This window comes from Bradyrhizobium barranii subsp. barranii (assembly GCF_017565645.3).
In the GTDB taxonomy this organism is placed as follows: domain Bacteria; phylum Pseudomonadota; class Alphaproteobacteria; order Rhizobiales; family Xanthobacteraceae; genus Bradyrhizobium; species Bradyrhizobium barranii.
In genome coordinates, this window is the sequence record NZ_CP086136.1 from 2,653,751 (window position 1) to 2,678,835 (window position 25,085).

Sequence of the window (25,085 nt, forward strand, 5' to 3'; positions counted from 1 at the left end):
CAGACCGCCTATTCGAGCCGCAGCAGCCGGCCGACGATCGGCGTCGGCGATGAGGTGGCGCTGGCATCGACCTGGAAGGCGTAGCGCTTGGCGCCGAGGATGGCGAGATAGCTGCCGCCCGGGGTCAGTGTCTTTCCGGCCTTGGCAAAGTCGTAGAACTTGCCGCCGACCATCATCTCGCTCTTGAGCGGCACGCTGATCGTGGGCTCCTTGCCGTCGGTGCGTTCGATCACCAGCGTGCTGCCGCTCTTGGCCTGCACGAGCGGCGCGACGCCATAGAGCGTCGGCAGCTTGGCCGGCGGCGCTCCCTTCGCGTCCGATCGCATGGTGCGGAAGGTCGTCGCGGCGCTCTGGTTCGCCTCGCGCTCGGACAGTTTTGCTGCATTGGTATCGCAGGGCACCTTCTCGCGCTTGACCTCGCCGAGTTGCACGGTGCTCTGCTCGGCACCGACCAGGACGACGCCTTCGCTGATGGTCTCGCGCTGGCAGGATTTGAGGTAGCTGAGCGTGACGCTGGCCTTGGGCCCGAGCTTGATGATCTTGCCGGGCGCCACATAGTCCATGAACGCGATGCCGTCGACCTTGCCCTGCACATCCTCGACGATCGCGGCCGGGGTCTCCGCCAAAGCGGGGGCCGCAAGACAGAACGCGCCGATACCAGCGCCGATCAGGCTTCTCATGGGAATTCTCATCCAATTCGACCGATAAATCGCCGGTCCCCGTCCTGGTTCGATGCTTAGCATCGGCGCGTCCAGGTAAGTGTGACCGGAATCACTCTTGGTTATTGGTGCACTCTAGCAGGAACTGGTTCAAACCGGCGACCGGAGAAAAGCGAAGCCGCGGCAAGCGGTTGGCCGCATGGATCATGTCAGGCGGCCGGGACGGGCTCAGCCAACTGGTCCTCGACCGCACGGCTCTCGGCCGCACACTCTATAATGGGCGCGAGCGGCACTTCGGTCTTCTGATACGGCGTCGCCTGTTGACCGGCGGCGATTTCCACGACCTCGTCCCAGCGCGACAGGAAGGCCTCGACGCAGGCCGGGTCGAACTGCCGGCCCTGGTTCTCGACCAGATAGTCGCGCGCCACGTCGAGCGGCATCGGCTCTTTATATGGCCGGCGCGTCGTCAGGGCGTCGAAGACGTCGGCGACCGCGACGACGCGTGCGGCGACCGGGATCTCGTCTGCCTGAAGGCCGTTCGGATAGCCCGCGCCATCCCAGCGTTCGTGATGGCCTGCGGCAATTTGCGCACCGAGCTGGATCAGCTCGCAGCTGGAGTCCGCCAGGATCTTTTCGCCGATCGTCGCATGGGTGCGGATCACCGCCATCTCATCGTCGGTGAGCCTGCCGGGCTTGAGGAGGATATGGTCGGGGATGGCGACCTTGCCGACGTCGTGCAGGGGCGCGGCCAGATAGATGTCGCGGCAGAGCCGGGGTGGCAGGCCGAGCTGCTCGGCGATGATGCGGCTGTAGCGGGCGACCCGCAGCGTGTGCTCGCCGGTGTCGTTGTCGCGGTATTCGACCGCGAGCGCGAGCCGCAGGATGATCTCCTCCTCGCGCTCGCCGAGTTTCTGGGTCGCGGCTGCGACCGCGCTCGCCAGATCGGCGGCACGGTCGTTCTGCTTGCGCACGGCTGCACCAAGGCGCACCAAATTGCGCAGGCGCACCGTCATCTCGACGCTCTGTGGCTGTTTCGGTAAGAAATCGGTTGCACCAGCCTGCAGCGCTTCCATCTTGACGTCATCGGTCTGTCGCGACGTGATCATCGCGATCGGGATGTCGGCGCAGCCGGGCAGGGCGCGGAAGGCGCGGATGAAGCTGATGCCGTCCATATGCGGCATCTCGTAGTCGACCAGCACGAGGTCGAAGACGCGCTCGCGTGCGCAAGCCAGCGCCTCGACGGGATCGAGGAAAGCCGTGGCCTCGACCAGGCCTTCGGCTTCGATATGACGTTTCAGGAAATTGAGGACAGAGCGGCTGTCATCAACGAGAAGCGCTTGGGTCAGCATCGGCGGCCGGTCTCGTTCGGATGCGAGGCGTGATCTCCACGAATAGTCTTTGCGATTTAACGCGGAGCAAACGCCCGGGCTGCGGCGAACTGACTCGAGACTGCGCACAACGCATGAGAATTGAGCGAACCATGCACGCCTGCATGCATGCGCGAAGTTCTTCGGTTTGTGACCCGTAGTTGTACGGTGATGCCCATTAGGGGTTTGCACACTCTCCCAAGCGAATAGTCGTCGCGCGAGATTCGCGTCATGCGTGCAGCGAATCCCGAGGAAATCTGGGGGACGAATGCCGTCTGATGTCACTGAGCCGAAGTGGTCCCTACGGCTGCCTGCGGATTGCAGCATCGCTGCGATCCGCAGTGTCTTTGACCTGATCCGCGAAGCTTTCGGCCGGCAGGACCGGCTCGAGATCGATTGTTCGAGCGTCGACAAGGCCGACGTAACCTCGATCCAGCTTCTGCTGTCGACAGCCAGGACGGGCGAGGCCCAGGGCCGCCCGGTGGTGCTCACATCATTCTCCCAGTCTCTGCGCAACACCCTTCGCCGCGCCGGCTTCGCCAGCGATGCGATGATCGATCAGCACTTCCCGCAAAAGAAAGATGGCACCTGATGGCCACGATTCTCACGGTCGACGATTCCCCCAGCATCCGTCAGATGATCAAGGTCGTGCTCGAGCCGGCCGGTCACAACGTGATCGAGGTCGGCGACGGCGCGCAAGGGCTTGCCAAGGCGCAGGCCGGCAAGCTCGACCTCGTCATCACCGACCTCAATATGCCCGTCATGAACGGGCTGGAGCTGATCCGGGCGCTGCGCAAGCTGCCGAGCGCGGTCGGCATGCCCATCGTGTTCCTGACCACCGAATCCAACGACACGGTGAAGCAGGAAGCCAAGAGCGCCGGCGCCACCGGCTGGATTACCAAGCCGTTCAAGCCGGAGCAGCTGCTCGCCGTGGTCGGCAAGCTGGTGCGTGCATGAACGCGATGGACCCGACAGAGGTCTTTCGCCAGGAAGCCAGCGAGCTGTTCGAGGTCCTGGAAGGGGCCTTGCTCGATCTCGGCCTGCGTCCCGACGACCGCGAGCTGGTCGATTCCGCCTTCCGCGCCCTGCATACGATCAAGGGCTCGGGCGCCATGTTCGGCTTCGACAAGGTTGCCTCCTTTACCCACGAATTCGAGACCGCGTTCGACCGCGTCCGCAAGGGCGAGATCAAGCCGACGCAGGAGCTGATCTCGGTCGCGCTTGCGGCCAAGGACTATATCCGCGCGCTGATCGAGGATCCGCAGTCGACCGACGACATCATCGGCGAGGCCATCCTCGACGACCTCAAGCGCTTCGTGTTTCCTAACCAGCCTGCCGCTCCCGTCGCCGAAATCGCCGAAGCACCGCCGCTGGCCCCCGGTGAAAGCAAGCAGGCCGGCTGGCACCTGTATCTGGAATTTGAATCCCACATCCTGCGCAACGGTTCGAACCCGCTCGATCTGCTGGAAGACCTCTGCAAGCTCGGCCCGTGCTTCGTCGTGCCCGTGACCGACGGCATCCCGTTCCTCGACGAGATGGAGCCGGAAGACTGCTATCTGAAGTGGGACGTCAAGCTGCACGCCGCCTGCGACAAGGACGCGATCGACGACGTCTTCATGTTCGTCCAGGACGAGATGAAGCTGACGCTCTCGCCGCTTGAGCAGGTCGAAGCGCCCGCGCCGCTGCCGCTGTTCCAGCTCCTCGACGAGGAGCCGGCTCCTGCGGCCGAGATGGCCGCGCCGGCGGTCGAGGCTGTTGTTGCGCCTGTCGCCGCGCAGCCCGTCGCAAAGGCGGAGCCGAAGCCGGAAGCCACGCCTGTATCCAAGTCTGAACCGAAACCCGAGGCCAAGCGCGACGATCGCGGCATCGCCACCGTCCGCGTCCAGGCCGAGCGTCTCGACGAGTTGATGGACCGGGTCGGCGAACTCGTCATCGCCCAGGCGCGGCTGACGCAGCTCGCCTCGTCCGGTTCGGATCTCTCGATCAAGATGATCGCCGAGGAAATCGAGCGCCTCGCCTCCTCCTTGCGCGACACCACGATGGGCGCGCGCATGGTACCGATCGGCTCGCTGTTCGGCCGCTTCCGCCGTCTGGTGCATGATTTGTCGCGCGACCTGTCGAAGCCGGTCGAATTCGTCACCACGGGCGAGGACACCGAGCTCGACAAGACCATGATCGAGTGCCTGGCCGATCCGCTGGTTCACCTGATCCGCAACGCCATCGACCATGGCATCGAAGACACCGCGACCCGCTCCGCCAACGGCAAGACGGAGCAAGGCCGGATCGAGCTCGCGGCCGTTCATTCCGGTGCGCAGGTGCTCGTCACCGTGAAGGACAATGGCGGCGGCCTCAACACCGCGCGCATCCGCGCGAAAGCGGAAGAGCAGGGGCTGATCGCCTCCGGCGCCGTGCTGACCGATCACGAGATCCACCAGTTCCTGTTCCACCCGGGCTTCTCGACCGCGCAGACCATCTCGGCGCTGTCGGGCCGCGGCGTCGGCATGGACGTGGTCAAGCGCACCATCGAGAACATGCGCGGCACGATCGACCTGTCGACCCGGCCGGGCCAGGGCACCACGGTGACGCTGCGTCTGCCGCTGACGCTTGCGATCATCGAGGGGCTGCTGATCCGTGTCGGCGAAGGCCGCTATATCATTCCGTTGTCCGCGGTTGAGGAATGCATCGAGCTGACCGCCGAGGACGAGCGCTCCCGCGGCCGCAACTTCCTCAACGTGCGAGGCAATCTCGTGCCCTTCCTCAGGCTGCGCGAAATCATGACTGCGTCGGGCACGCCCGACCGGCACCAGAAGACGATCATCATCTCGACCGGTGAGACGCACGTCGGTCTTGTCGCGGACCAGATCATCGGCAACCACCAGACCGTGATCAAGTCGCTCTCCAAGCTGCACTCCGACGTCACGATCTTCTCCGGCGCGACGATTTTGGGTGACGGCACGGCGGCGCTGATCCTCGATGTAGCGCAGCTCGTCACGCTGGCGCAGTCGAAGGTCGAGAAACAGCATATCAGCGAGGCGGCCTGATGAACGATGGTTTGACGGGCGAGCATCACGCCGACGCGATGCAGGTCGTAATGATCGGCCTCGGCGAGGAGAAGTTCGCGCTCGACGCCGGCCTCGTGCGCGAGATCATCGATCCCGTGCCGGTGACCAAGGTGGCCGGCGCGCGGGCCTTCGTTCCGAGCGTCATCAACGTGCGCGGCAACGTCATTCCGCTTGCGGACCTGCGCATCCGCTTCGGCATGCCGCAGCTCGACAATTCGGCCGACACGCGCATCGTCGTCATCGAGCTCACGCTCGACGGCGAGCCGGTCCTGGTCGGCGTCACTGCCGACAAGGTCTACGAGGTCACCGAGATATCGCAGACCGACGTACAGCAGACGCCGCGCGTCGGCATGCACTGGAAGCCGGAATTCATCCGTTTCATCGCCAAGTGGCGAGAAGAGTTTGTCATCGTTCCCAACATGGAACGCATCCTGAATTGAAATGAGGTCTCGGGGCGAGACTGGGGTAGGGGCTGGAAATGAGATTCACGGTCAAGGCAAAGCTTGCCATCGCGTTCGGTGTGGTCCTGTTGCTGTCGATGGCGGCGGGCGGCCTCGCTTATGTGAAACTGAGCGAGATGATCGACACCGCCGACAGTCTGGTGTCGCGTGCCAACCGGATGGACCGTGCGGCGGAGATCGAGAAGGGTATCCTGCTTCAGGTTCGCGCCGAGAAGAACCTCATTCTCGCGCCTGAAGGCGAGGCGGATCGTTTTATCGCCGAAATCGCCAAGCAGCGCGAGACGCTCTCGAAGTTGAAGGAAGAGATCCAGGCCGCGGCTTCCCCCGAAGGCAAGAAACTCATGGAGAATTTCGGCGTCGCGTACGCGCGGATGAACGCCGTTCAGGACGACGCCCTCAAGACCGCCCGGACCGACAAGGCGAAAGCCGCCGAGCGCTCCATGACCGAGGTCCGCAAGGCGGTCGCCGAGGCCATGGAAGCCGCCAACGTCTGCGTCACCAACGTCAAGAAGAACATGGCCGCTCAGGCGGCCCAGGCTCACGAGGACGGCAACCGGGCCCAGTTCCTGCTGATCTCGGCCGTGCTGGCTTCGCTTGTCATCGGCCTGATCGCCGCGATCTGGATTTCCTTGAGCATCTCCCGCGGTCTCGGCCGCGCCGTCGGGCTCGCCGGCGCGGTTGCCGATGGCGATCTCAGCCAGTCGATCAAGGTCACAAGCAACGACGAGATCGGCGATCTCGTTACCTCGCTGAACTCCATGGTCGAGAAGCTCAAGCAGATCGTCGCCGAAGCACTCACCGCGGCGCAGAACGTCTCGGCCGGCAGCCAGGAGCTTTCGGCCAGTGCCGAGCAGCTCTCGCAGGGCGCGACCGAGCAGGCCTCGTCCGCCGAGGAAGCCTCGTCCTCGATGGAAGAGATGGCCTCGAACGTGAAGCAGAATGCCGACAACGCCAACCAGACCGAGAAGATCGCCGCGCAGTCGGCCAAGGATGCGGAAGCCAGCGGCGTCGCCGTGGGGCGTGCCGTCAACGCGATGCAGACCATCGCCGAGAAGATCACGATCGTGCAGGAGATCGCGCGCCAGACCGACCTGCTTGCCCTCAACGCCGCGGTCGAGGCCGCGCGCGCCGGTGAGCATGGCAAGGGCTTTGCCGTGGTCGCGTCCGAAGTGCGCAAGCTCGCCGAACGCAGCCAGGCGGCCGCGGCCGACATCGGCACGCTGTCGACGGAAACCGTGAAGGTCGCGCGGGAAGCCGGCGACATGTTGTCCAAGCTCGTGCCCGATATCAAGAAGACTGCCGAGCTGGTCCAGGAGATCACGGCGGCCTGCCGCGAGCAGGACGTTGGCTCGGCCCAGATCAATCAGGCGATCCAACAGCTCGACAAGGTCGGCCAGCAGAACGCCAGCGCCTCCGAACAGGTGTCCTCGACCTCAGAGGAGCTCGCCTCGCAGGCCGAGCAACTTCAGTCCACCATTTCGTTCTTCCGCATCGAGCATGCCGGCCGCGGCGAGGCTGCCGCGCCCGCGCCGATCGACCGTGCGGTCACCCAGCTCCGCGCCAAGGCCGCGCACATGGCGGCAGCGGACCGCGGCGTCAAGAAGCCCGCGCCCGCCCGCAAGCTGGCGCGCGCGATGAAGGTCGCCAATGGCGGCGGCTTCGCCTTCGACATGCATGACGGCGAAGACGACCGCGACGCCGAGTTTCAGCGCTGACCGCAACTTGAAAACAATCTGACTCTGGACCGTACCATGGCCGCAACCTCGCAATATCTGACGCTCGGGCTCGCCGGCGAGACGTTCGGCATCAGCATCCGCAATGTCCGGGAAATTCTTGACATGCGGCCGATCTCACGGCTGCCGCATGCGCCGAATTTCCTGCTCGGCATGATCGACGTGCGCGGCAGCGGCTATCCCATCGTCGACCTCCGCACCAAGCTCGGCCTGCCGGCCGTGGAAGCGACTGAAGCGACCCGCATCATCATCCTCGACGTGCCGATGAGGGATCGCCTGGTCGGCGTCGGCTTCGTCGCCGATTGCGTGTTCGAGGTCACCGATATCGACGAGCAGGCGATCGAGCCCATCCCCGAGGTCGGCGGAAAATGGCAGTCCGACTATGCCGCCGGCATCGGCCGCAAGGGCGAGAAATTCGTCGTCATCTTCGATCTCGCCAAGCTGATGGCGAACGACGAGATCCCGGAAGGGCGCGATACCTCTCGCGCCGCCTGAATTTGCAAGCGTGAAGCGTGGTCAAGCGTAAGCACCCCAATTCGAACCAACGAGACTGACATGAGATTCACCGTCAAAGCCAAGCTTGCCAGCGCCTTCGGCGTCGTCATCCTGCTGTCCATGATCGCCGGTGCGGTCGGCTATATGAAGCTGGCGGACATGGTCAGCACCACCGAGCTTCTGGTCAGCCGTGCGGGCCGGATGGAAAAGGCGGCGGAGCTGAAGGAAGGCATCCTGTTCCTCGTGCGCGCGGAGAAGAACGCGATTCTCGCAGCGTCCGATGCAGAGCACGAGCAATTCCAGGCCGACCTCATCAAGAACCGCGACGCGATCACCAAGTCGAAGGACGAGATCTACGCGGCTGCCAGCGAAAGCGGCAAGAAGCTGATGGAGAATTTCAACGTCGCCTTCGCCAAGCTCAACGCCTATCAGGACGAGACGGTCCGGCTCGCGAAGACCGACAAGCCGAAGGCCCTGGACCGCTCCATGCATGACGGCCGCAAGGTCGTTGCGGACGCAATCGAAGCGGCCGACGTCTACATCAAGAACGTCAAGAAGAACATGGCTGAGCAGGCCGAGCAGTCCAAGCAGGACGGTGCGCGCGCCGAGATGCTGCTGATGAGCCTGGTCATTGCCTCGCTCCTGATCGCCGCGGTCGCGGCGACCTGGATTGCGCTGAACATCAGCCGTGCGCTGGCGCAGGCGGTGGGCCTCGCTGATGCGGTGGCGATCGGCGATCTCAGCCACAAGATCGAGTCCTCCAGCAATGACGAGATCGGCGATCTCATCAAGTCGCTGAACGCGATGACGGTCAACCTCAACGCGACGGCGGCGCTCGCCAACCAGATCGCGCAGGGCGATCTCATGGTCGAGGCCAAACCGCTGTCGGACAAGGATACGCTCGGCCTCGCGCTCGAGCGCATGGTGGAGAAGCTCCGTCAGATCGTGTCGGAAGCCCTGACCGCGGCGCAGAACGTCTCCGCCGGCAGCCAGGAGCTCTCCGCCAGCGCCGAGCAGCTCTCGCAGGGCGCGACCGAGCAGGCCTCGTCCGCCGAGGAAGCCTCCTCTTCGATGGAAGAGATGGCCTCGAACGTGAAGCAGAACGCCGACAACGCGAACCAGACCGAGAAGATCGCCGCGCAGTCCGCCAAGGATGCCGAGGCCAGCGGCGCCGCGGTCGGCCGCGCCGTCAACGCGATGCAGACCATCGCAGAGAAGATCACGATCGTGCAGGAGATCGCGCGCCAGACCGACCTGCTCGCGCTCAACGCCGCGGTCGAGGCCGCGCGCGCTGGCGAGCATGGCAAGGGCTTTGCCGTGGTTGCGTCCGAAGTGCGCAAGCTCGCCGAACGCAGCCAGGCGGCCGCCGCCGAGATCGGCACGCTCTCGACTGAAACCGTCAAGGTTGCGCAGGAGGCCGGCAATATGCTCTCCAAGCTCGTTCCTGATATCAAGAGGACGGCGGAGCTCGTCGAGGAAATCACCGCCGCCTGCCGCGAGCAGGACGTCGGCTCGGCCCAGATCAACCAGGCGATCCAGCAGCTCGACAAGGTCGGCCAGCAGAACGCCAGCGCGTCCGAACAGGTCTCCTCGACCTCGGAGGAACTCGCCTCGCAGGCCGAGCAGCTTCAGTCGACGATCGCCTATTTCCGCATCGAGCAGGGACGCAGCCAGGCCGCCGCGCCGATCGACCGGGCGGTTACCCAGCTCCGCGCCAAGGCGGCGACAATGGCGGCCGTCGAGCGTCCGGCCAAGAAGCCGCAGGCGAGGCCGGCGCGCGCGGTGAAGGCTGCCGGTGGCGGCGGCTTCGCCTTCGACATGAACGACGGCGAGGACGATCGGGACGCCGATTTCCAACGCTGAGAGCGGTCAAGAGGTCGGCCCATCCTTCACCGGTGGGCCGATCCGCCGTCAGTGATCGTGTAAACGCGTGGGATTCAAGATGGCCCGTTCGGCCCGACATTCAGTGCAGGCGGCCATCGCGGATCGGGGCATTCAGCCATGATGCCCGCCGTGCAGGATACGGTCGTCCATCTGTCCGACCGCCACTTCCGGACTATCGCCGAACTGATCGAGGGCCAGGTCGGCATCAAGCTGCCGCAGGGCAAGCGGTTGATGCTGGAGGGGCGGCTGCACAAGCGCGTGCGTGCGTTGAACTTCTCCGACCTCAACGAGTATGTCGACAACCTGTTCGAGGCCGATCATTTCGACACCGAGCTGACCCATCTCATCGATGTGGTGACGACCAACAAGACCGACTTCTTCCGGGAGCCCCAGCACTTCACCTTCATGAGGGACGTCGCGATCCCGGCCCTGCTCAAGTCGCACGGGCGGAAAAACGCGAACCTGAAGATCTGGAGCTCGGCGAGCTCCACCGGCATGGAAGCCTACACCACCGCCATGGTGCTCGACGACATGACGCGGAACGGCTCGCGGTTTCAGTACCGCATCCTCGGGACCGACATTTCGACCGCGGTGCTGCGCCTTGCCAAGTCCGCGATCTACACCCGCGACGTGCTCGCGCCGGTGCCGGAGCATTTCCTGAAGCGATATTTCCTGTCGTCACGCGACAAGTCGCGCGGCGAAGTGCGGGTGGTGCCGGAATTGAGGCGCATGACGCATTTCATGAGGATGAACCTCATGGATAAGTCCTACCCCGTCGACCGGGACGTCGACATCATCTTCTGCCGCAACGTCCTGATCTATTTCGAGCGCGAGACCCAGCGCAAGGTGATCGAGCAATTGTGCAGCCATTTGCGGCCCGGCGGCTATCTCCTGGTCGGTCATTCGGAATCGATGATTCACAGTGCAGTGCCGGGTCTGAAGCAAGTTCAGCCAACCATTTTCAAGGTCTAGCCGGAGCGCAACCAGAATGCCGAGGGAGAAAGTTCGCGTACTGATCGTGGACGATTCGGCGTCGGTGCGCCAAATCCTGCAAACGATCCTCAACGACGATCCTGACATCGAGGTGATGGGGGCGGCCTCCGATCCGTTCGCGGCGGCGCGCCGTCTCCAGAACGAAATCCCCGATGTCATGATCCTCGACCTGGAAATGCCGCGCATGGACGGCATGACCTTCCTGCGCAAGATCATGGCGCAGCGCCCGATCCCGGTGATCATCTGCTCCTCGCTCACCGAGGAAGGTTCGAACGTGATGTTCGAGGCGTTCGAGGCGGGCGCGGTCGACATCGTGCCGAAGCCGAAGATCGACACCCGGCAGGCGCTGCTCGAATGCTCGACGCGGCTGCGCGAGTCCGTGAAATCGGCAGCGCGCGCGCGGGTGCGTCCGCGGGCGGAGCGCCGCACGATCGAGAGGAAGCTGACCGCCGACGCCATCATCCCGCCGCCGGTGCAGGGCAAGGTCCGGCCGACCACTGAGCGCATCGTGTGCATCGGCGCATCGACCGGCGGCACCGAAGCGCTCAACGACGTCCTCGAGATGCTGCCGCCGCACTGTCCTCCCATCGTCATCGTCCAGCACATGCCGGCAGGGTTCACCGCGGCCTTCGCCAGGCGTCTCGACAGCGTCTGCCAGGTCCGCGTCAAGGAAGCCGAGGACGGCGAGCCGGTGCTGCTGGGATGCGCCTATATCGCGCCGGGCGCCCGTCACATGCTGCTCCAGCGCATCGGCCTGCGTTACCAGATCGCGATCAAGGACGGCCCGCCGGTGTCGCGGCATCGCCCCTCGGTCGACGTGCTGTTTCGCTCCGCGGCCCAGCATGCCGGCGCCAACGCGCTCGGCGTGATCATGACGGGCATGGGCGACGACGGTGCGCGCGGCATGCTGGAGATGCGCAAGCTCGGCGCCTCGACACGCGCGCAGGACGAGGAGAGCTGCGTGGTGTTCGGCATGCCCAAGGAAGCCATCGCGCATGGCGGTGTCGAGAAGGTCGTCTCGCTGCATCATATCCCGCGCGAGATCATGCTCTGGTATCAGGCCGGACACGTTGCGGTGGCAGGTTGATTGCGATGTCCGCCATTCCGGCCAATACGCTCACCGAGGCGATCGTCGCGATCGAGGATGTCTCGTCGCGGATCGAGGACGTCTTCGCGCGCGTCGGTCACGAGCTCGGTCGCGGTCACCTCATCTTCAAGGAGCTGAACCAGGGCCTCGCGACGCTCTCGGAGGAACTCTCCGGCGCCGAGATCGAGGGCGCCGCCACCGCGCTACAGGAGATCGCCGCGCGGCTCAGCGAGCTGGCAGAGGCGCTGCCGGCCGAGAGCGCCCTGCTTGCGACCATCGGCACCAGCACGGCGGAGGCGTCCTCGCTGCTCAAGCCGCTGTTCAAGCACATCCAGATGATCACCATCATCGCGCGCAGTGCGCGGATCGAGGCGGCTTCGCTGGATGGCGACCGCGAGGGCTTTCTCGCCTTCACGCAGGAAGCCTACGATCTCGGCAAGGCGGTACAAGGTTCGATCGAGGGCTGCGCGCGGGACCAGCAGCGCCTGTCGGAAGCCGTTGCGACCGCGTCCGGCCGGCAGAGGGAATTCGAGAGCCGTTACCGGAATCAATTGGTGTCGGAGAGCGCCGAGCTCGGCGCAGCCTATTCCGGATTGCGCGGCCAGCGCCGCGACAGCAGCCAGCTCGCCGACCTCGCGAGCACCAGCACCAGGAAGATCGCCGAGGCGGTCGGCGGCGCGATCATTTCCTTGCAGGCCGGCGACAGCACGCGCCAGCGCCTCGAACATGTCTGTCATGGCCTCGGCCAGGCGTCGGAAGCTGCGCCGAGCCTCGTTCCCGAACGGGGCGCGAGCGAGGACGGTGCGCGCGCGATCTGCCAGTTGCAGGCGGCCTTGCTCAGGGACGCCCAGCGCGAATTCGGCGGCGACATCGGCCAGATCGTTCGCGCGCTCACCGCCATCCTGCACGATGCAGGCAACGTCGTCGGCCATGGCCGCACGCTGTTCGGCGGCGAGGATGGCGGCTCGTCATCGTTCCTCGCGCGCATCAAGCAGGCACTGGCACATGCCTCGACCCTGATCGCCACCTGCGAGAGCGCCGGCCGCTCGGTCGACGAGGCGCTCGCCATCGTCGAGGACACGCTGGCAAAGTTTCGCCAGGCCATCGCCGGACTTGCCGAGGCGACCGTCGACATCACCCTGATCGGAATGAATGCTGGCCTGAAAGCAAGCCATCTGGGCAGTCGCGGCAGCGCGTTTGTCGTGATCGCCAACGAGCTCAAGGCGACCGCGGACCAGGTTTCGGCGGGCGCGGGGCGCCTGCGGCCCGTGCTCGACGGCATCGAGCGCTCTGCGAACGAGCTGAAGGAGCTCCGCGTCCGGGGCGATCCCACGCAGCTCGCCAAGTTCGAGCCGCAGATCCTCCAGGCGCTGCGCGAGGTCGAGGTCGGCAACGAACGGCTCGGCAAGCTGATGAGCCGGCTCGTCGATGAAGGCGCGGAATTCGAAGGCCTGATGAATTCGGCGCAAGGTCTGATGAGCTCGCTGGGCGAGAGCTCCGCGGCCTTGCCTGCGGTTGCCGCGCGGCTCGAGACCGCGAGCGCGGGCGCGCAGCGGCCGCAGCCGGAGGCGCGGGATCAGGCGATGCTCGACGATCTCTTCGCGCGCTACACGATGGAGCGCGAGCGGGACGTTCACCGCGAATTCCTGCAAACGCTTGGCCTTGCGTCGATCGCCGCCACGCGCCGCATCGAAGCGGTCGAGACCGCGGATGACGGCATAGAGTTGTTCTGACGTTCGCCGCCGGCGTCGCGCGTCGGCGGCAATTCGACGGATTGGGTTTTCGGAGCATTAACCTTGCCCGAAGGGCTGCCCGTTAGGTCATTGTCGCGCCCCAGAGTTGGTCGCAAATACAGGGCGATCTTCACCTCGGAAAATTCCCCATGCTGAGAGACGGTAAATACGCTGCCTGGTTCAGGACCTCACGAGGTCAGGGCACCGGCATCGTGGATCTGGCCGAGGGCCGGATCTCGGGCCGCGACAGCTTCTTTACTTATGGTGGTTCCTACCGGGTCGATGAGCAGCACTTCTCGGCCGTCCTGACCGTGAACCGGCATGCTGACGGCCCGCTGAGCGTGTTTGGGCCTGATGAGGTCGAGGTCAAACTCTCGGGTGTGTGCAACGGCCTGGTGGCGAGCTGTTCGGGAACGGCCAAGGAAGCGCCCGACGTGAAGTTCGAGGCGACGCTGATCTACAGCCAGGAAGATGCGCCGGCAGCCGACGCGAAATGCGCGGTCGTGAAGCTCAACGCCGACAAGCTGCCCAAGGGCCTCGACAACCGTTCCCGGCCGCGTCATCCGTTCACGCCGCCCAAGGCGCCTGTGTCGTAGGGTGCGGGTTTTTAGCTTTGCATTGACGCTGTTGTCGCGAAATCACGGCGCGACTGGACTGCGGCAACACTAGTTTTAGAGGTGAAATCTAGGTTGGGGCCCATAACAAAAGGCGGACAGGGACATGCCTCAGATCTGGATGACATATGACGAACTCGCGACCCTCAGCTGCTGCAGCGCTGCCGAGGCCAGGATGCAGGCGATGCATCTGTCGCTCGATCGCCGCAAGAGCCGCGACGGGAACACCCGCGTCAAGCTGAACCTCGCCTTGATGGCCCGGTTCTTCGAGACCGTTCGCGAAGCCGAATTCGACCTCGATAACGCGATCACGGCGCTGCGCGATGCCCATCGCCAGATGTCCGGGGTTCTTTCGACCAGTCAGCCGTGCTTGCGACGCGGAGTGGCGTAAGTTCTCGCGGCGCCGGCGGCCGCCTCAGGACGGCGGCCTCGGCAGGAAAGCCAGGATGGTCTGGGCCAGAAGGACGCCGACGGTGCCGCCGGCGGCCTTTTGCAGCACATCGATGAATCGTGGATCACGATCCGGCGTCACCGCCTGCAAGACCTCTAACCCGACTGCGACGGAGCTATGGCGGAATCTGGGTGATGACGGTGTGAGGAAGGCGGCGTATCGAGGCGGGTGACGAGCCTGCCAGAACCTCTCGAGGAGAGCGATACGCCATGACCGAGACTACCAATGTTCTTGCTTTCCGTCAGCCGTCCGCGGTTGATGATCCACTGACCGATATCGTTCGTGCCGGCGCGCGGGACCTGCTTGCCAGGGCGATCGAGATCGAGGTTGGCGCGTTTCTGGCCAGCACGGCCAATCTGACGCTGCCCGACGGTCGAGCGCGCCTGGTCCGACATGGGCACGGTCCGGTGCGCGAGATTGCGACCGGCATCGGTCCGGTGGAGGTCGCTCGTCCCAAGGTCCGCGACCGCGGAGCGAGCGGGCCAGGCGACCGCCTCCGCTTCAGTTCGGCAATCCTGCCGCTATGGGCGCGGCGGACGAAGAGCCTGGATGCCTTGATCCCGGTCCTCTATTTGCGCGGCATCTCGACCGGCGACTTCCAGGAGGCGCTCTCGGCGCTGCTCGGCAAGGATGCGCCGAACCTGTCGCCTTCGGTGATCGCCGGCCTGAAGGCCGATTGGCAGGTCGAGTACGAACGCTGGCAGAGACGCGATCTGTCGGCGCGTCGCTATGTCTACATCTGGGCCGATGGCGTGTACCTGCAGGCCCGCATGGAAGATCACAGCGAATGCATGCTGGTGCTGATTGGCACCACGCCGGAAGGCAAGAAGGAGCTGATCGGCTTCCAGGTCGGCGTGCGCGAGAGCGCGCAGAGCTGGCGCGAACTCCTGATCGACCTGCGGCAACGCGGGTTACGGATTGCCCCGCAACTCGCCATCGGCGACGGCGCCCTCGGCTTCTGGAAGGCACTGGACGAGGCCTTTCCCGGCACGCGGCACCAACGATGCTGGTGCCATAAAGTGAGCAACGTACTCGACAAGGTCGCCAAATCCGTGCAGGGCCCCATGAAGAACGACCTGCGGAACATCTATCTGGCCCCACACCGGGCCGAAGCTGAAACCGCGATCGACGTCTTCGTCGAGAAATACCACGTCAAATACGGACGTGCGGTGGAGTGCCTGATCAAGGATCGCCATGCGCTGCTCGCCTTCTTCGACTTCCCTGCTGAGCACTGGATCCACCTACGCAGCTCGAACCCGATCGAGAGCGTCTTCGCCACGGTGCGCCACCGAACGGTGCGGACCAAGGGATCGCTGTCGCAACAAACTGCGAAGCTGATGGTGTTCAAGCTCATCGACGCCGCATCGAAGACCTGGCGGCGATTGAAGAGCACGAACCAGTTGCCGAAAGTCATCGCCGGTGTAAAGTTCATCGACGGAATCGAAGTCATTCCGAACACTGAAAGCCACGCCGCCTGATCAGGCCGCGTCACCCAAAATCAGCCATAGCTCACTGCGACGGCGACCACGAACGCGCAAGCCAGCTTGACGCGCCCCGGTAGCAGGAAGGACAGCAGGAAGCCTAGCAGGCCGTAGGCGCTGAAGCGCTCGATCACGACGACCCAGTAGGCCTCCGCGTGGCCCATGAGTGCCGGCCGGCCCGCGAGCTTGGCCAGCGTCGCATAGACGATGAGCACGAGACAGATAACCGCGGCTGCGATGAGATGGTTGCGACGCATTGCGCCAACATAGCCGGTCGACCGGCTGGCCGCTTTCGAAAGCCAAGAACATCGTTAAGGTTCAAAAACCTCGAGGGCATGAACCAAGGTTCACGGGCGAGCCGCGGAGCCGTGGCTACGGCCCAATCCGCATGCATTCAGTTGACGTCAAACGCGGCGGTGCTGTTGCGATGTCACGCGGACGGCGCTGAGTTGGCAAGGACGGGCATTCATCTGCCAGTTCTTCGGCCTGGTGACCCAAAGCCGGACTGCCAAGAACAGAATGTTGATGCCGAACCAGATCGACATCACGATAAGGAAGGAGCATGCCATGACGGCTCCGCCTCCCGCTTTCTTTCGAAAGCAATGCGGAGCGCGGCTGAGAGTTCCGCCGTCAGGGGAACGGGCAGGCGATCGCACCTGCCCAAATTCTCGTCATCGACAAAACCAGGCCACCCCGGTCAGGCACAAAGCAACGCGCCTGGCCGCATGACCAAGCCGTTCGCAGGGACCGACGTTCAACGCCGATTGTAGGACCAGCCCTTGTCGACATTGGTCGGGTAGTGGGCTGCGAAGTACGGATTCTTGAGGCAGTTGCGCGCGGGATCGAAAATCCAGTCGGCGCATTCCCGGTAATTCAGGAATCGGCAATCGAAACCGAAGGCGCACCACGGCGCGCCGTTTGGAAATCCGAACCCCACGGGGACTTGCGCCGACGCTACTGAGGGCAGAGCCAGGAGCAGAGCTACGGCGAGCGCGCGGGACAACATGGTGCGTTCCTCCAACAATCCATCAAACTGAGACCGAAGCCGGTCCGGCGACCGTTCTGCGCCGAAAAGGGACGATGTTCAATCTTCATCGCTGGATAGTCTAACATCCGGGTGCGGAGAGATCGAGAGTGCTGAAGCGATCGGCCCATGTCGACTGGCGGCTGCCATTCATCGATCGATGAGGCGGACGCGCCCGTCCATGACGTGTCGCGCGCGGCCGACGCTAGCCCTTCTTGGCGCCCTTGGATTTCAGCGACAGGCCGAGGCGCAAGGCCATACGCTTGATCGCATCGGGCGAGCGCCCGAGAAGTTTTGCTGCTTCTTCCAGCGAAGTCGAAGACTTGGCCAATTCCATCAGCCGGCGGTCTTCCTTGAACGACCAGGGCCTGCGCGCCATAACCGAAATCATCCTCTCGTCGACACAAAGACAAAGCCGCCAAGCGGACCCACGTTCGCTCGACGGCTTTGCTTGGGTGGGGCCGGGCCTGGGGGAGCCCGGTGAGAAGATGGATATGCGATCCACTAAGGTTCGCAACAAACAACGCGGATTAAGCTAACTGCTCAACCTTACCGCGATGAAATCGGCGCGTTGCGCTCCGTATAACCACGGAGTTTCGCTAACCAAGATCGATCTGCACGCTGTGATGGTGGGGATCGGGGATGTTCTGCCACCACGTCCGGTTGTCGCAGAACCGGTGCACCGTCTTCGCAAGTCCGCACTCGAAATCCTCGCGGGGGGCGCCTGCCGATATCCGAGACCCGACTTCGCGTCTCGACGCTGCGGCAAGACTCAGCAGCTCCGCCAATCCGCGCGGACTGTTCTGATGAGCATGGAAGAAGTGCCGATCCCCGAGCCGTCGCCGAGCAGCCGTCGAAACAGCGACCGGTCTTGCCGCGTGGTGGTGATGAGGATTCTCCTGAGGTCGGCGTACGTCAGGTCGGACCGCAGACACTGGATCATCGGCTTGCCGAAGACAGGCAGGAGCTGCTTGGACGCCATGCTGACGATGGAGGCGAGCAGGGAACTTGTTCCCTGCGATGTGGCCCTCAATGTCCTCCAAGCTCAGGCCGGCAACCTCCACTTGACAATGGATGGCACGGCGTTTCGGCGTCAGCATTTGTGCGCGATCAGGAATTAGATGCTTCGAGATCACGACATTGTTTGCTTCGAAATCACGACGTCGATTCGAGCGATCAACTTGAATTGAAACGGCGGCGGTTGGTCGCAACGGCTTCGAACGAGAAAAAATCCAATCGCGATGCATGCGGCAGCGGTTTGACGAGCAGTATTATGCTTCTCTCGGTTGAGTCGTCACGAGATCGTCGAATTCGTTCGGCTATGGTGCGCGCGCACGAACAAATCAAAATCAACAAAATCAAGAAGACCGAGATGCTTCAAAAGGCGCGAGCGGCACTTCCTCTCACCAAGCTCAGAGAGCGGGCGTTTGAAGGCGCGTTTTTCAGCGTTGCGCTGATCGCGATGGCGGGCTGGGTGTATTTCATCACGCTGTTGCTGGTGCGATTGTTCCTCTGGTTCTTCGGTTGACGCACGAGCCCGATCACTTCGCATGCAGGGCGCTGCCCAAAAAATCCCTGGCATGACGAGAAAATCAGCGGCGGTGATCATGATCTCGACACAACTCGAGGATGAGACTGCCAGCGTCACTGGAACGAATTACGAATGATGCTGCTTGCGATCCTGGTCTCGCTCCTCGTTGGCTTTGGCGCAGGCTATGCGACGCGCGCGCTGCGGCCTCGCGAGCGCGCGGAGCGTCATCCGTTCCACCGTCCCTACAGTCCCACCGCGTTCCGGCAGAACAGTTCATTGGCGAGGGCACGGCGTGCATTCTGAGGATTTACAACCGGCGTGCGGTTCTCGCGTTGCGGCTCGCATGGTGGCGGAGGGGAGTGAATCATGACGGGATTTCGGGGAGACGCCATGACGAGCCCGACGTACAACGCACCACGGCGGTACTTCGTCGACGGGGGAGGTCGCCGCGTCCTGATCGGCCTGACGCCCGAGGAGACGTTCGAGTTCGAACGGCTCGACAGCGAGCAGGCGCAGGTCGCGCCCGATGCCGGCGAGCAGCAGGCTCGAGCTCTATGAGAAGCATGAGGGGGCCTGGAGGGCCTGGATGGCGCAAAGCCGCACCGAGCGGCGCGAAGGATTCAACCTTTATTAACCATCGCGGGCCCATTTTCTGGTCTGGCGCCTCGAACCGGAAAATGCACGCATGTTTCAGCTCTTCCTGCGGGCCCGCACCCATAACTTCCTGAAAGACCGTTTCGGCGGAGAGCAGGTGTTCCGCGCGCGCTCGCCCGAGCGCGACGCCGAAACCGATCGCACCCGCATCGAAGCCATCATGATCGCGATCGATGACGCCCTGCATGCGGCGGAGCGCGAGCAGTCGGGTCTCAACCGCCGGGTCGAGGACGTGCTGGCGCGCGCCGCCGTGACGATCGGGAACGGCGACGACGAATATCTCGAGCGCGAGGCGCTCGACAATCACCACCAGGATCTGTTCGACAAGGAAATCCTGAACGGCCAGCGCCGGCTCAAGGAGCTCGGCGCCTCGATCGCCCATTTCAAGTTCCTGAAGGCGGCGATGCTGAGCCGTTTCCCGGACTACCGGCCTCCCGCGAGCCCCGCCAACTGACGCCTGATACGGCGCGCGAGCGAGACCGCTAGATCGCGAGCATGCTGTTGCCCTGAATGGACAGCAGCGTCAGGTTTCCGGTGGCATAGGCCCCGGTATCGATGTTGGCCCGGTTCTCGAGCAGCTCGGCCTGCTTCACCGGCGTATGGCCGTGCACGACGTATTTGCCGAAGCGCCTATTGCTTTGCAGGAACTCGTCCCTGATCCACAACAGATCCTGCTCGCGCTGCTCGGAGAGCGGAATTCCCGGACGCACCCCTGCATGGACGAAGAAGAAGTCGCCGCAAGTGAAGGTCGGCCGCAACTGGCGCAGGAACGCGATGTGCTCCGGCGGCATCACGGATGTGAGCTCGCGAACCAGATCGGGCAACTCGTCCTTGCCAAGGCCGGGCGCGGCCGACACGCCGTACGACATCAGGGTCTGGAGCCCGCCGAACTGAAACCATTCGGCGGCGCGGGCGGGATCTTCCAGCACCGAGGTGAAATAGGCCTCGTGATTGCCCTTGAGAAAGACGGTGTTGCGGCGGCGGCTGCGGTTGATCAGGAGATCGAGGGTATGACGCGAGTCCGGTCCGCGATCGATGTAGTCGCCGAGGAAGACCTCGATCGCGCGATATGGCCGGCTGTTCGCCATGTCCGCATCGATCACGGCGAACATCTGCTCGAGCAGATGCGCGCAACCGTGGATATCGCTGATCGCATAGATGCGCACGCCGTTCGGTAGCTTCGGCCGGGGCGAATTTCGGGGCGCAATCATGGACATGGGGTGCAACTCTTTCAGAGAGCTTCGCCCGGGATGTCAATATGCTATCGGTGAATTTGGGTGTCCGAACAGGTTTTTTCCACCCCTGCCGGCAAGCCTGCGCCTGCCCGATCATTCACCCGCGCTGCGAATCACCCGTCCCCAAGCTTGCGCGAGGCTGGCCGAGTTGCCGCTGTCGAACGATGATGCGGCCTTGCCGCGATAGGCGGCCGCTCGCGCGCGGACCAGAACCGCGCCGCAGAAATAGCCAAGCTGGAGCACCGACGCGAAGACGAGGATCGTCACAACGATGTGAGCTGAATCATGTCCCTGCCAGGCGGAGCCCACGCCGAGGATCGTGGCGCCGAGAACGATGGCGGGCGGCAGGATGAAGATCCGGAATCGGCCTCCCAACAACGATCCGATCAGCAGACTGAAAATGGCAACCGTACTCACGACGCAACTCCTCGAATTGGTCACGAGTGTTAATGGCCGCGGCCTAATAACGGCTTAAGCGGCATGGTTGAACAGCCGTTCAAATGCGCGCGACAATGCTGTGCGAAAATGACGCGATTTGGTGTGAAACGCGGCGTGATGCCTGCTTAATTGTCACGTGTGTGACAGTAGTTTGAGCATTGTTTTGCTGCGACGCTGCATTGCATGAAAATCGATTTGATTTTTTCGGTGCACTGCCGCAATGTCGCTTTGTTTAGTTAAGATATACTTCGGCGCACATCGAAAAAATTAGATCGATTTGCTCGCAATTCTGATTGCAAGTGGTGACGAGGCAGCGAGGTTCGGATGGCTGTAGCAACTTACGGTTCGGAAAACTATTATTCGGTTATCTCGAGCCGACGCGGTGCCCTCCAAAGACCCCTGCAAGTGGCTTTGATCGCCGGAGACTTCGTCGCCGTACTGCTCAGCTATTTCGTGGCGAGCGGCCTGTATCGCGTGCTCGTGATCGAGCAGGACTCATCCGTCGGAGCAGGCCTGGTCGTCGGCGCGGTGTTCGTGACGATCGCTTACTTCCAGGGCGTCTACGATCACCATCGTCTGCTGAACACGGTCTGGCAGCTGCGCAAGGCCCTGGCGGTCTGGCTGATCTCGCTGACCATTCTCGCCGTCGAGGCGTTCCTGCTCAAGTCGTCCGCGGACCTGTCGCGCGGAACCACGCTGCTGTTCGCGGCGACCGGCGGCGTCGCCTTGGGCGGTCTGCGCGTGCTGTGGCGCCTGGCGCTGACCTCGAGCTACGCCAAGGGCCGTCTGGTGGACCGCAAGGTCGTGCTGCTCAGCCTCAAGCCTCTCGATTTCACCTCGACCCGGTTCAAGGATCTGCGCAAGCACGGCTTCAACGTCGTGCGACATTTCGTGCTCGATCCGTCTGAAGAGGGCGCGGGCTGGGATCACGAGATTCGCGACATCACGCGTCAGGCGCGCACGGCGGATGTGGAAGAATATCTCCTGGTCATCGACTGGGACGAGATGCCGCTTCTCCAGAAGCTGAGCCAGCATCTGCGCGTTGTCCCCCAGCCGATCCGCCTTCTGCCAGATTTCCCGATCGCCGATCTGGTCTCGCGTCCGTTCCAGCCCGTCAGCGGCACGGTCGCGATCGAGATCCAGCGCGCGCCGCTCAGCGTGTTCGAGCAGGCGCAGAAGCGCTGCCTCGACATCGGCCTTGCCTCGTTCGCGCTTCTGCTGCTGGCGCCGCTGCTGATCACGGCTGCGATCATGATCAAGCTCGATTCCAAGGGCAAAGTGATCTTCAAGCAGGCCCGGCGCGGCTTCAACGGCAAGCAATTCGATATCTGGAAGTTCCGCTCGATGACGGTGGCGGAAAACGGTCATGTCGTCACGCAAGCGACGAAGACCGACGCGCGGGTGACCCGTGTCGGCCGTGCGCTGCGGCGGACCAGCATCGACGAGCTGCCGCAGCTCTGGAACGTTCTGCGCGGCGAGATGTCGCTGGTCGGGCCGCGCCCGCATGCGCTCGCGCACGACAATTACTACGATCCGATCATCAGCAACTACGTGTACCGGCATCACATGAAGCCGGGCCTGACCGGTTGGGCCCAGGTCAACGGCTTCCGCGGCGAGACGCCGACCATCGATCTGATGGAAAAGCGGGTCGAGTACGACATCTGGTACGTCAGCAATTGGAGCATCTGGCTCGACATCAGGATCATCCTGAAGACCGCGCTGGCGCTGATCCATCAGGAAGCCTACTGAGCCAGGCTGACGTCGGGCGCGCGTTGCCGCGCCCGACCCGCGCGCCGCCCGTGCAGAGGGGAAACGGCCTGCATTTTGCAGCATGTGATTCGTTGCTGCCCCTTTGACGATTTGCCCCCCCCCAAAAAACGCCGAGCCTTGCAGATTGAGCCATCGCCTCGCCAAGTTCGTCGCCTTGCCGTTGCTCGTCACCTGGGCGATCGCTGCCGCCTGTTCTCATGCGAACGCGTTGGAGTGGGGGGTCGGCGGACCGCCGCAAAAGCGCAGGGATCTCGCGCCGATCTTTCAGCTCATGAGGGAGCGCGGGCTCACGCAATACAGGACCGGTCTCAATCTGACGCAAGATGCCGAGCCGGGCGAAGCCGCGATGTTCCGGCAAACCATTGCGCTTGCCAGAAAATACTCGATCACGCTTCACCCTTTGGTCAACTTCCCTTTCCGCTACGGTGACCGCACCGACAAGGGGCGGTACCCCAAAGGAGACCGGGACGCGCTCTACAGGCAGGGCTACGACCGCACCTACGCGTTCGTCCGGCAATTCAAGGACGATGTGTCCGACTGGGAGCTTGAGAACGAGATCAACCTGTTCGCGGTCGATTCCGACGGGAAGAAGCTGTTCGGGCGCGGCATGACCGCGGCAGACTTCGAAATGCCGCTGATGGAAGACTGGGCCCAGGTGTTGCACGGCGCGTCCGATGCCATCGACCAGATAAACCGCGAGACCGGAAGTCGTCTGCGCAAGGTGCTGAACACGACGTCGACGATGCTGGGTTTCCTCGACTTCATGGAGTCCCGGGGCGTGAAATACGACGTGATCTCCTACCACTATTACGAGGTGGCGGGGCAGAATCCGCATCGGCACTGGAATGGACGCAATCCGCCCTTCGACCTCTTCAAGAAGCTGGCGTCCTATCACCGCCCGGTGACGTTCAACGAGGTCAATTGCGCCGAGATCTACAAGCCGGCCTATGGAAATCGGCCTGGCGATCCCCTGACGGAGCAATGCCTCCGGTCACTGCGGGACACCTTCCAATATCTGAAGAACCAGAAAGACGTCGAGATCGAGAGCGTGATGGTCTACGAGCTGTTCGACGAGCCGCAGAAGAAGCCGCCGGAGAACAGGTTTGGGCTGATGTACGAGATCGACAGGCCCAAGGTTGCGCTCTTCCTTCTTTCGGAATTTGCCGGCGGCCGCCTGTCGGCTGAAGAATCGACTGAGTTGAGAACCAGGGGACTGTAGCTTTCGGTCTCCGTGCGAAGAAAAGAACCTGCAATGCCTTTACCTGGATCTGAGCGCGTCAACACCGAGAAGTCGGGCAGCATCTTGGGATTCAACGGGCTGCGCGGTCTCTCGGTCGTCCTGGTCTATCTCAATCACAAGTGCGGACTGCAGTTCTACTCGGGCAGCGTCGGCGTCTGGATATTCTTCATCCTGAGCGGCTTCCTGATCATCGGCGAGCTCAACAGGCAGCGAGGCAAGGTCGGGACGGCCGCATCCCGGCCCGCGGCGGAAATCGTCACCTTCTGGGTCAAGCGGGCGACGCGCATCTTTCCCGCATATTATGCGCTTCTCGCCATCCTGTTCCTGACCCGGTCCTATTTTCAGCACGCGGGGCCCGATCTCGGCTTCCGCTATCACGTCGTGTACCTGTCCAACTACTGGATCGGCAGCGTCATCGGCGGGACCGCTGGTCCCTTCGGCGTGCTCTGGACGCTCTCGGTCGAGCAGCAGTTCTACGTGATCGCGCCCTTCCTGTTCATCCTGCTTCCTCTGGAGCGCCATTTCGTCACCTGCATGAGCGTCGTCGTTCTCGGTGTGATCAGCCATTTCCTGATGTATTCGTCGGGCTTCAATCACACGGCCATCCATACCCTGTCGCCGTGGAATTTCAGCCTCATCGCGTTCGGCGGCGCGCTGACGATCTTGCATCTCCAGAGACGGGAATGGGCTCCGAACGGCAACGGCACGTTCGTCTGCCTTCTCATCGTCGGGTTCATGCTGTGCTCGAACGGCGTGATTTACGACGCCCCTTCGTATCTTTCCCCCGCGATCGACATTGCGATCGGGCTGTGCCTGGTCGCGCTGATCTGGTGGGTTCGCGCCAACCAGGACAGTATCTTTGTTCAAGCGCTGGAGTGGAAGCCGCTCGAGCATCTCGGGAAGATCAGCTACGGCTTCTATCTCGTTCACAACTTCATCCCGAACCCGCTCGGCAAGGCGCTCACGCTCTATGGCGGGATGTCGGTGCCCGACAGCGTGAAGATTACCGCGGGCGCAGCCATCGGCTTCGTCATCTCGTACGCTGTCGCGCATGTGTCCTGGAAGTACTTCGAATCGCCGATCCTGCGCAGCCGTCGCGGCCTGACCAAATTCTTCCTGCAATACCTGCCCGAAAATCCCTCGCAGGGCGTGCCGCGAACCGAGCTGAAATAG

General features: G+C 63.3%; 27 protein-coding genes and 2 pseudogenes. 20 read left to right on the top strand and 9 right to left on the bottom strand.

What is annotated here, in order from left to right:
- Positions 1-8 precede the first annotated feature (8 nt).
- Positions 9-680: a hypothetical protein gene (locus J4G43_RS12810; protein ID WP_208085014.1), complete on the bottom strand. Its 672-nt coding sequence runs from the start codon at positions 678-680 to the stop codon at positions 9-11.
- A gap of 188 nt (positions 681-868) precedes the next feature.
- The gene (locus J4G43_RS12815; protein WP_208085015.1) at positions 869-2,008 is read right to left on the bottom strand and encodes a response regulator; all 1,140 of its coding nucleotides are present in this window, start codon (positions 2,006-2,008) and stop codon (positions 869-871) included.
- A gap of 286 nt (positions 2,009-2,294) precedes the next feature.
- Here J4G43_RS12815 and J4G43_RS12820 point away from each other — a divergent pair, with 286 nt between their 5' ends.
- From J4G43_RS12820 to J4G43_RS12875, 12 genes are all read left to right on the top strand, one after another.
- A complete protein-coding gene (locus J4G43_RS12820; RefSeq protein ID WP_208089306.1) occupies positions 2,295-2,618 on the top strand; it encodes an STAS domain-containing protein in 324 nt (107 codons plus the stop codon).
- Complete coding sequence (locus J4G43_RS12825) at positions 2,618-2,983, top strand: response regulator (protein ID WP_208085016.1); 366 nt, start codon at positions 2,618-2,620, stop codon at positions 2,981-2,983. Before J4G43_RS12820 ends, J4G43_RS12825 begins: the two co-directional genes overlap by 1 nt.
- On the top strand, positions 2,980-5,067 hold the full coding sequence (locus J4G43_RS12830; protein WP_208085017.1) for a chemotaxis protein CheA: 2,088 nt from the start codon (positions 2,980-2,982) through the stop codon (positions 5,065-5,067). The genes J4G43_RS12825 and J4G43_RS12830 overlap by 4 nt, the downstream gene beginning before the upstream one ends.
- Positions 5,067-5,528 carry a chemotaxis protein CheW gene (locus tag J4G43_RS12835; RefSeq protein WP_166350025.1) on the top strand — a complete coding sequence of 154 codons (462 nt, stop codon included), beginning with the start codon at positions 5,067-5,069 and terminating at the stop codon, positions 5,526-5,528. The genes J4G43_RS12830 and J4G43_RS12835 overlap by 1 nt, the downstream gene beginning before the upstream one ends.
- Before the next feature lie 38 nt (positions 5,529-5,566).
- A complete protein-coding gene (locus J4G43_RS12840; RefSeq protein WP_208085018.1) occupies positions 5,567-7,264 on the top strand; it encodes a methyl-accepting chemotaxis protein in 1,698 nt (565 codons plus the stop codon).
- 36 nt (positions 7,265-7,300) lie between these two features.
- Positions 7,301-7,777 (top strand): chemotaxis protein CheW, encoded by a 477-nt coding sequence (locus J4G43_RS12845; RefSeq protein ID WP_208085019.1) that lies wholly within the window; start codon positions 7,301-7,303, stop codon positions 7,775-7,777.
- Positions 7,778-7,837: 60 nt separating this feature from the next.
- A complete protein-coding gene (locus J4G43_RS12850) occupies positions 7,838-9,640 on the top strand; it encodes a methyl-accepting chemotaxis protein (protein ID WP_208085020.1) in 1,803 nt (600 codons plus the stop codon).
- A gap of 138 nt (positions 9,641-9,778) precedes the next feature.
- Positions 9,779-10,633, top strand: a complete 855-nt coding sequence (locus J4G43_RS12855; protein ID WP_208085021.1) for a CheR family methyltransferase — start codon at positions 9,779-9,781, stop codon at positions 10,631-10,633.
- 16 nt (positions 10,634-10,649) lie between these two features.
- Positions 10,650-11,741 (top strand): protein-glutamate methylesterase/protein-glutamine glutaminase, encoded by a 1,092-nt coding sequence (locus tag J4G43_RS12860; RefSeq protein ID WP_208085022.1) that lies wholly within the window; start codon positions 10,650-10,652, stop codon positions 11,739-11,741.
- Positions 11,742-11,746: 5 nt separating this feature from the next.
- Complete coding sequence (locus J4G43_RS12865) at positions 11,747-13,474, top strand: chemotaxis protein (protein ID WP_208085023.1); 1,728 nt, start codon at positions 11,747-11,749, stop codon at positions 13,472-13,474.
- A gap of 149 nt (positions 13,475-13,623) precedes the next feature.
- A complete protein-coding gene (locus tag J4G43_RS12870; protein ID WP_014497533.1) occupies positions 13,624-14,070 on the top strand; it encodes a hypothetical protein in 447 nt (148 codons plus the stop codon).
- 124 nt (positions 14,071-14,194) lie between these two features.
- Entirely contained in the window at positions 14,195-14,479 is a 285-nt protein-coding gene (locus tag J4G43_RS12875) for a hypothetical protein (RefSeq protein ID WP_208085024.1), read from the top strand.
- Positions 14,480-14,503: 24 nt separating this feature from the next.
- On the opposite strand, the pseudogene J4G43_RS55305 reads toward J4G43_RS12875, so the two are convergent.
- Positions 14,504-14,653 (bottom strand): annotated as a pseudogene (locus tag J4G43_RS55305) (VanZ family protein); the annotation flags it as partial.
- 95 nt (positions 14,654-14,748) lie between these two features.
- Here J4G43_RS55305 and J4G43_RS12880 point away from each other — a divergent pair.
- A complete protein-coding gene (locus J4G43_RS12880) occupies positions 14,749-16,017 on the top strand; it encodes an IS256 family transposase (RefSeq protein ID WP_038952271.1) in 1,269 nt (422 codons plus the stop codon).
- Between the two features lie 32 nt (positions 16,018-16,049).
- On the opposite strand, the pseudogene J4G43_RS12885 reads toward J4G43_RS12880, so the two are convergent.
- The 4 genes and pseudogenes from J4G43_RS12885 to J4G43_RS12900 form a co-directional block, all read right to left on the bottom strand.
- Positions 16,050-16,277 (bottom strand): annotated as a pseudogene (locus tag J4G43_RS12885) (VanZ family protein); the annotation flags it as partial.
- A 497-nt stretch (positions 16,278-16,774) separates the two neighbouring features.
- A complete protein-coding gene (locus J4G43_RS12890; protein WP_014497530.1) occupies positions 16,775-17,026 on the bottom strand; it encodes a hypothetical protein in 252 nt (83 codons plus the stop codon).
- 223 nt (positions 17,027-17,249) lie between these two features.
- The gene (locus tag J4G43_RS12895) at positions 17,250-17,423 is read right to left on the bottom strand and encodes a hypothetical protein (protein WP_166103634.1); all 174 of its coding nucleotides are present in this window, start codon (positions 17,421-17,423) and stop codon (positions 17,250-17,252) included.
- A gap of 393 nt (positions 17,424-17,816) precedes the next feature.
- On the bottom strand, positions 17,817-18,026 hold the full coding sequence (locus J4G43_RS12900) for a sugar phosphate nucleotidyltransferase (RefSeq protein WP_208085025.1): 210 nt from the start codon (positions 18,024-18,026) through the stop codon (positions 17,817-17,819).
- 120 nt (positions 18,027-18,146) lie between these two features.
- Between J4G43_RS12900 and J4G43_RS12905 the strand changes: the two genes are divergently transcribed.
- The 4 genes from J4G43_RS12905 to J4G43_RS12920 all read left to right on the top strand — a co-directional run bounded on the left by J4G43_RS12905 (position 18,147) and on the right by J4G43_RS12920 (position 19,683).
- Complete coding sequence (locus J4G43_RS12905) at positions 18,147-18,572, top strand: hypothetical protein (protein ID WP_208089611.1); 426 nt, start codon at positions 18,147-18,149, stop codon at positions 18,570-18,572.
- 135 nt (positions 18,573-18,707) lie between these two features.
- Positions 18,708-18,878 carry a hypothetical protein gene (locus J4G43_RS12910; RefSeq protein WP_208085026.1) on the top strand — a complete coding sequence of 57 codons (171 nt, stop codon included), beginning with the start codon at positions 18,708-18,710 and terminating at the stop codon, positions 18,876-18,878.
- 87 nt (positions 18,879-18,965) lie between these two features.
- Positions 18,966-19,133, top strand: a complete 168-nt coding sequence (locus J4G43_RS55600; RefSeq protein ID WP_321576326.1) for a hypothetical protein — start codon at positions 18,966-18,968, stop codon at positions 19,131-19,133.
- A gap of 127 nt (positions 19,134-19,260) precedes the next feature.
- Positions 19,261-19,683 (top strand): hypothetical protein, encoded by a 423-nt coding sequence (locus J4G43_RS12920; protein WP_208085027.1) that lies wholly within the window; start codon positions 19,261-19,263, stop codon positions 19,681-19,683.
- Positions 19,684-19,711: 28 nt separating this feature from the next.
- Here J4G43_RS12920 and J4G43_RS12925 read toward each other — a convergent pair whose 3' ends face one another.
- On the bottom strand, positions 19,712-20,446 hold the full coding sequence (locus J4G43_RS12925; protein WP_028154250.1) for a metallophosphoesterase family protein: 735 nt from the start codon (positions 20,444-20,446) through the stop codon (positions 19,712-19,714).
- A 111-nt stretch (positions 20,447-20,557) separates the two neighbouring features.
- Positions 20,558-20,881, bottom strand: coding sequence for a hypothetical protein (locus tag J4G43_RS12930; RefSeq protein ID WP_208085028.1), 324 nt, complete (start codon positions 20,879-20,881; stop codon positions 20,558-20,560).
- A gap of 345 nt (positions 20,882-21,226) precedes the next feature.
- Between J4G43_RS12930 and J4G43_RS12935 the strand changes: the two genes are divergently transcribed.
- From J4G43_RS12935 to J4G43_RS12945, 3 genes are all read left to right on the top strand, one after another.
- A complete protein-coding gene (locus J4G43_RS12935; protein ID WP_321576327.1) occupies positions 21,227-22,651 on the top strand; it encodes an undecaprenyl-phosphate glucose phosphotransferase in 1,425 nt (474 codons plus the stop codon).
- 145 nt (positions 22,652-22,796) lie between these two features.
- Positions 22,797-23,891, top strand: coding sequence for a glycoside hydrolase family protein (locus tag J4G43_RS12940; RefSeq protein ID WP_208085029.1), 1,095 nt, complete (start codon positions 22,797-22,799; stop codon positions 23,889-23,891).
- 33 nt (positions 23,892-23,924) lie between these two features.
- Positions 23,925-25,085 (top strand): acyltransferase family protein, encoded by a 1,161-nt coding sequence (locus tag J4G43_RS12945; RefSeq protein ID WP_085402142.1) that lies wholly within the window; start codon positions 23,925-23,927, stop codon positions 25,083-25,085.

Bases quoted from the DNA above. Each gene is read 5' to 3' on its own strand.
- J4G43_RS12810 (WP_208085014.1), bottom strand. From the start codon at position 680: ATGAGAAGCCTGATCGGCGCTGGTATCGGCGCGTTCTGTCTTGCGGCC.
- J4G43_RS12815 (WP_208085015.1), bottom strand. From the start codon at position 2,008: ATGCTGACCCAAGCGCTTCTCGTTGATGACAGCCGCTCTGTCCTCAAT.
- J4G43_RS12820 (WP_208089306.1), top strand. From the start codon at position 2,295: ATGCCGTCTGATGTCACTGAGCCGAAGTGGTCCCTACGGCTGCCTGCG.
- J4G43_RS12825 (WP_208085016.1), top strand. From the start codon at position 2,618: ATGGCCACGATTCTCACGGTCGACGATTCCCCCAGCATCCGTCAGATG.
- J4G43_RS12830 (WP_208085017.1), top strand. From the start codon at position 2,980: ATGAACGCGATGGACCCGACAGAGGTCTTTCGCCAGGAAGCCAGCGAG.
- J4G43_RS12835 (WP_166350025.1), top strand. From the start codon at position 5,067: ATGAACGATGGTTTGACGGGCGAGCATCACGCCGACGCGATGCAGGTC.
- J4G43_RS12840 (WP_208085018.1), top strand. From the start codon at position 5,567: ATGAGATTCACGGTCAAGGCAAAGCTTGCCATCGCGTTCGGTGTGGTC.
- J4G43_RS12845 (WP_208085019.1), top strand. From the start codon at position 7,301: ATGGCCGCAACCTCGCAATATCTGACGCTCGGGCTCGCCGGCGAGACG.
- J4G43_RS12850 (WP_208085020.1), top strand. From the start codon at position 7,838: ATGAGATTCACCGTCAAAGCCAAGCTTGCCAGCGCCTTCGGCGTCGTC.
- J4G43_RS12855 (WP_208085021.1), top strand. From the start codon at position 9,779: ATGATGCCCGCCGTGCAGGATACGGTCGTCCATCTGTCCGACCGCCAC.
- J4G43_RS12860 (WP_208085022.1), top strand. From the start codon at position 10,650: ATGCCGAGGGAGAAAGTTCGCGTACTGATCGTGGACGATTCGGCGTCG.
- J4G43_RS12865 (WP_208085023.1), top strand. From the start codon at position 11,747: ATGTCCGCCATTCCGGCCAATACGCTCACCGAGGCGATCGTCGCGATC.
- J4G43_RS12870 (WP_014497533.1), top strand. From the start codon at position 13,624: ATGCTGAGAGACGGTAAATACGCTGCCTGGTTCAGGACCTCACGAGGT.
- J4G43_RS12875 (WP_208085024.1), top strand. From the start codon at position 14,195: ATGCCTCAGATCTGGATGACATATGACGAACTCGCGACCCTCAGCTGC.
- J4G43_RS12880 (WP_038952271.1), top strand. From the start codon at position 14,749: ATGACCGAGACTACCAATGTTCTTGCTTTCCGTCAGCCGTCCGCGGTT.
- J4G43_RS12890 (WP_014497530.1), bottom strand. From the start codon at position 17,026: ATGTTGTCCCGCGCGCTCGCCGTAGCTCTGCTCCTGGCTCTGCCCTCA.
- J4G43_RS12895 (WP_166103634.1), bottom strand. From the start codon at position 17,423: ATGGCGCGCAGGCCCTGGTCGTTCAAGGAAGACCGCCGGCTGATGGAA.
- J4G43_RS12900 (WP_208085025.1), bottom strand. From the start codon at position 18,026: ATGGCGTCCAAGCAGCTCCTGCCTGTCTTCGGCAAGCCGATGATCCAG.
- J4G43_RS12910 (WP_208085026.1), top strand. From the start codon at position 18,708: ATGATGCTGCTTGCGATCCTGGTCTCGCTCCTCGTTGGCTTTGGCGCA.
- J4G43_RS55600 (WP_321576326.1), top strand. From the start codon at position 18,966: ATGACGAGCCCGACGTACAACGCACCACGGCGGTACTTCGTCGACGGG.
- J4G43_RS12920 (WP_208085027.1), top strand. From the start codon at position 19,261: ATGTTTCAGCTCTTCCTGCGGGCCCGCACCCATAACTTCCTGAAAGAC.
- J4G43_RS12925 (WP_028154250.1), bottom strand. From the start codon at position 20,446: ATGTCCATGATTGCGCCCCGAAATTCGCCCCGGCCGAAGCTACCGAAC.
- J4G43_RS12935 (WP_321576327.1), top strand. From the start codon at position 21,227: ATGGCTGTAGCAACTTACGGTTCGGAAAACTATTATTCGGTTATCTCG.
- J4G43_RS12945 (WP_085402142.1), top strand. From the start codon at position 23,925: ATGCCTTTACCTGGATCTGAGCGCGTCAACACCGAGAAGTCGGGCAGC.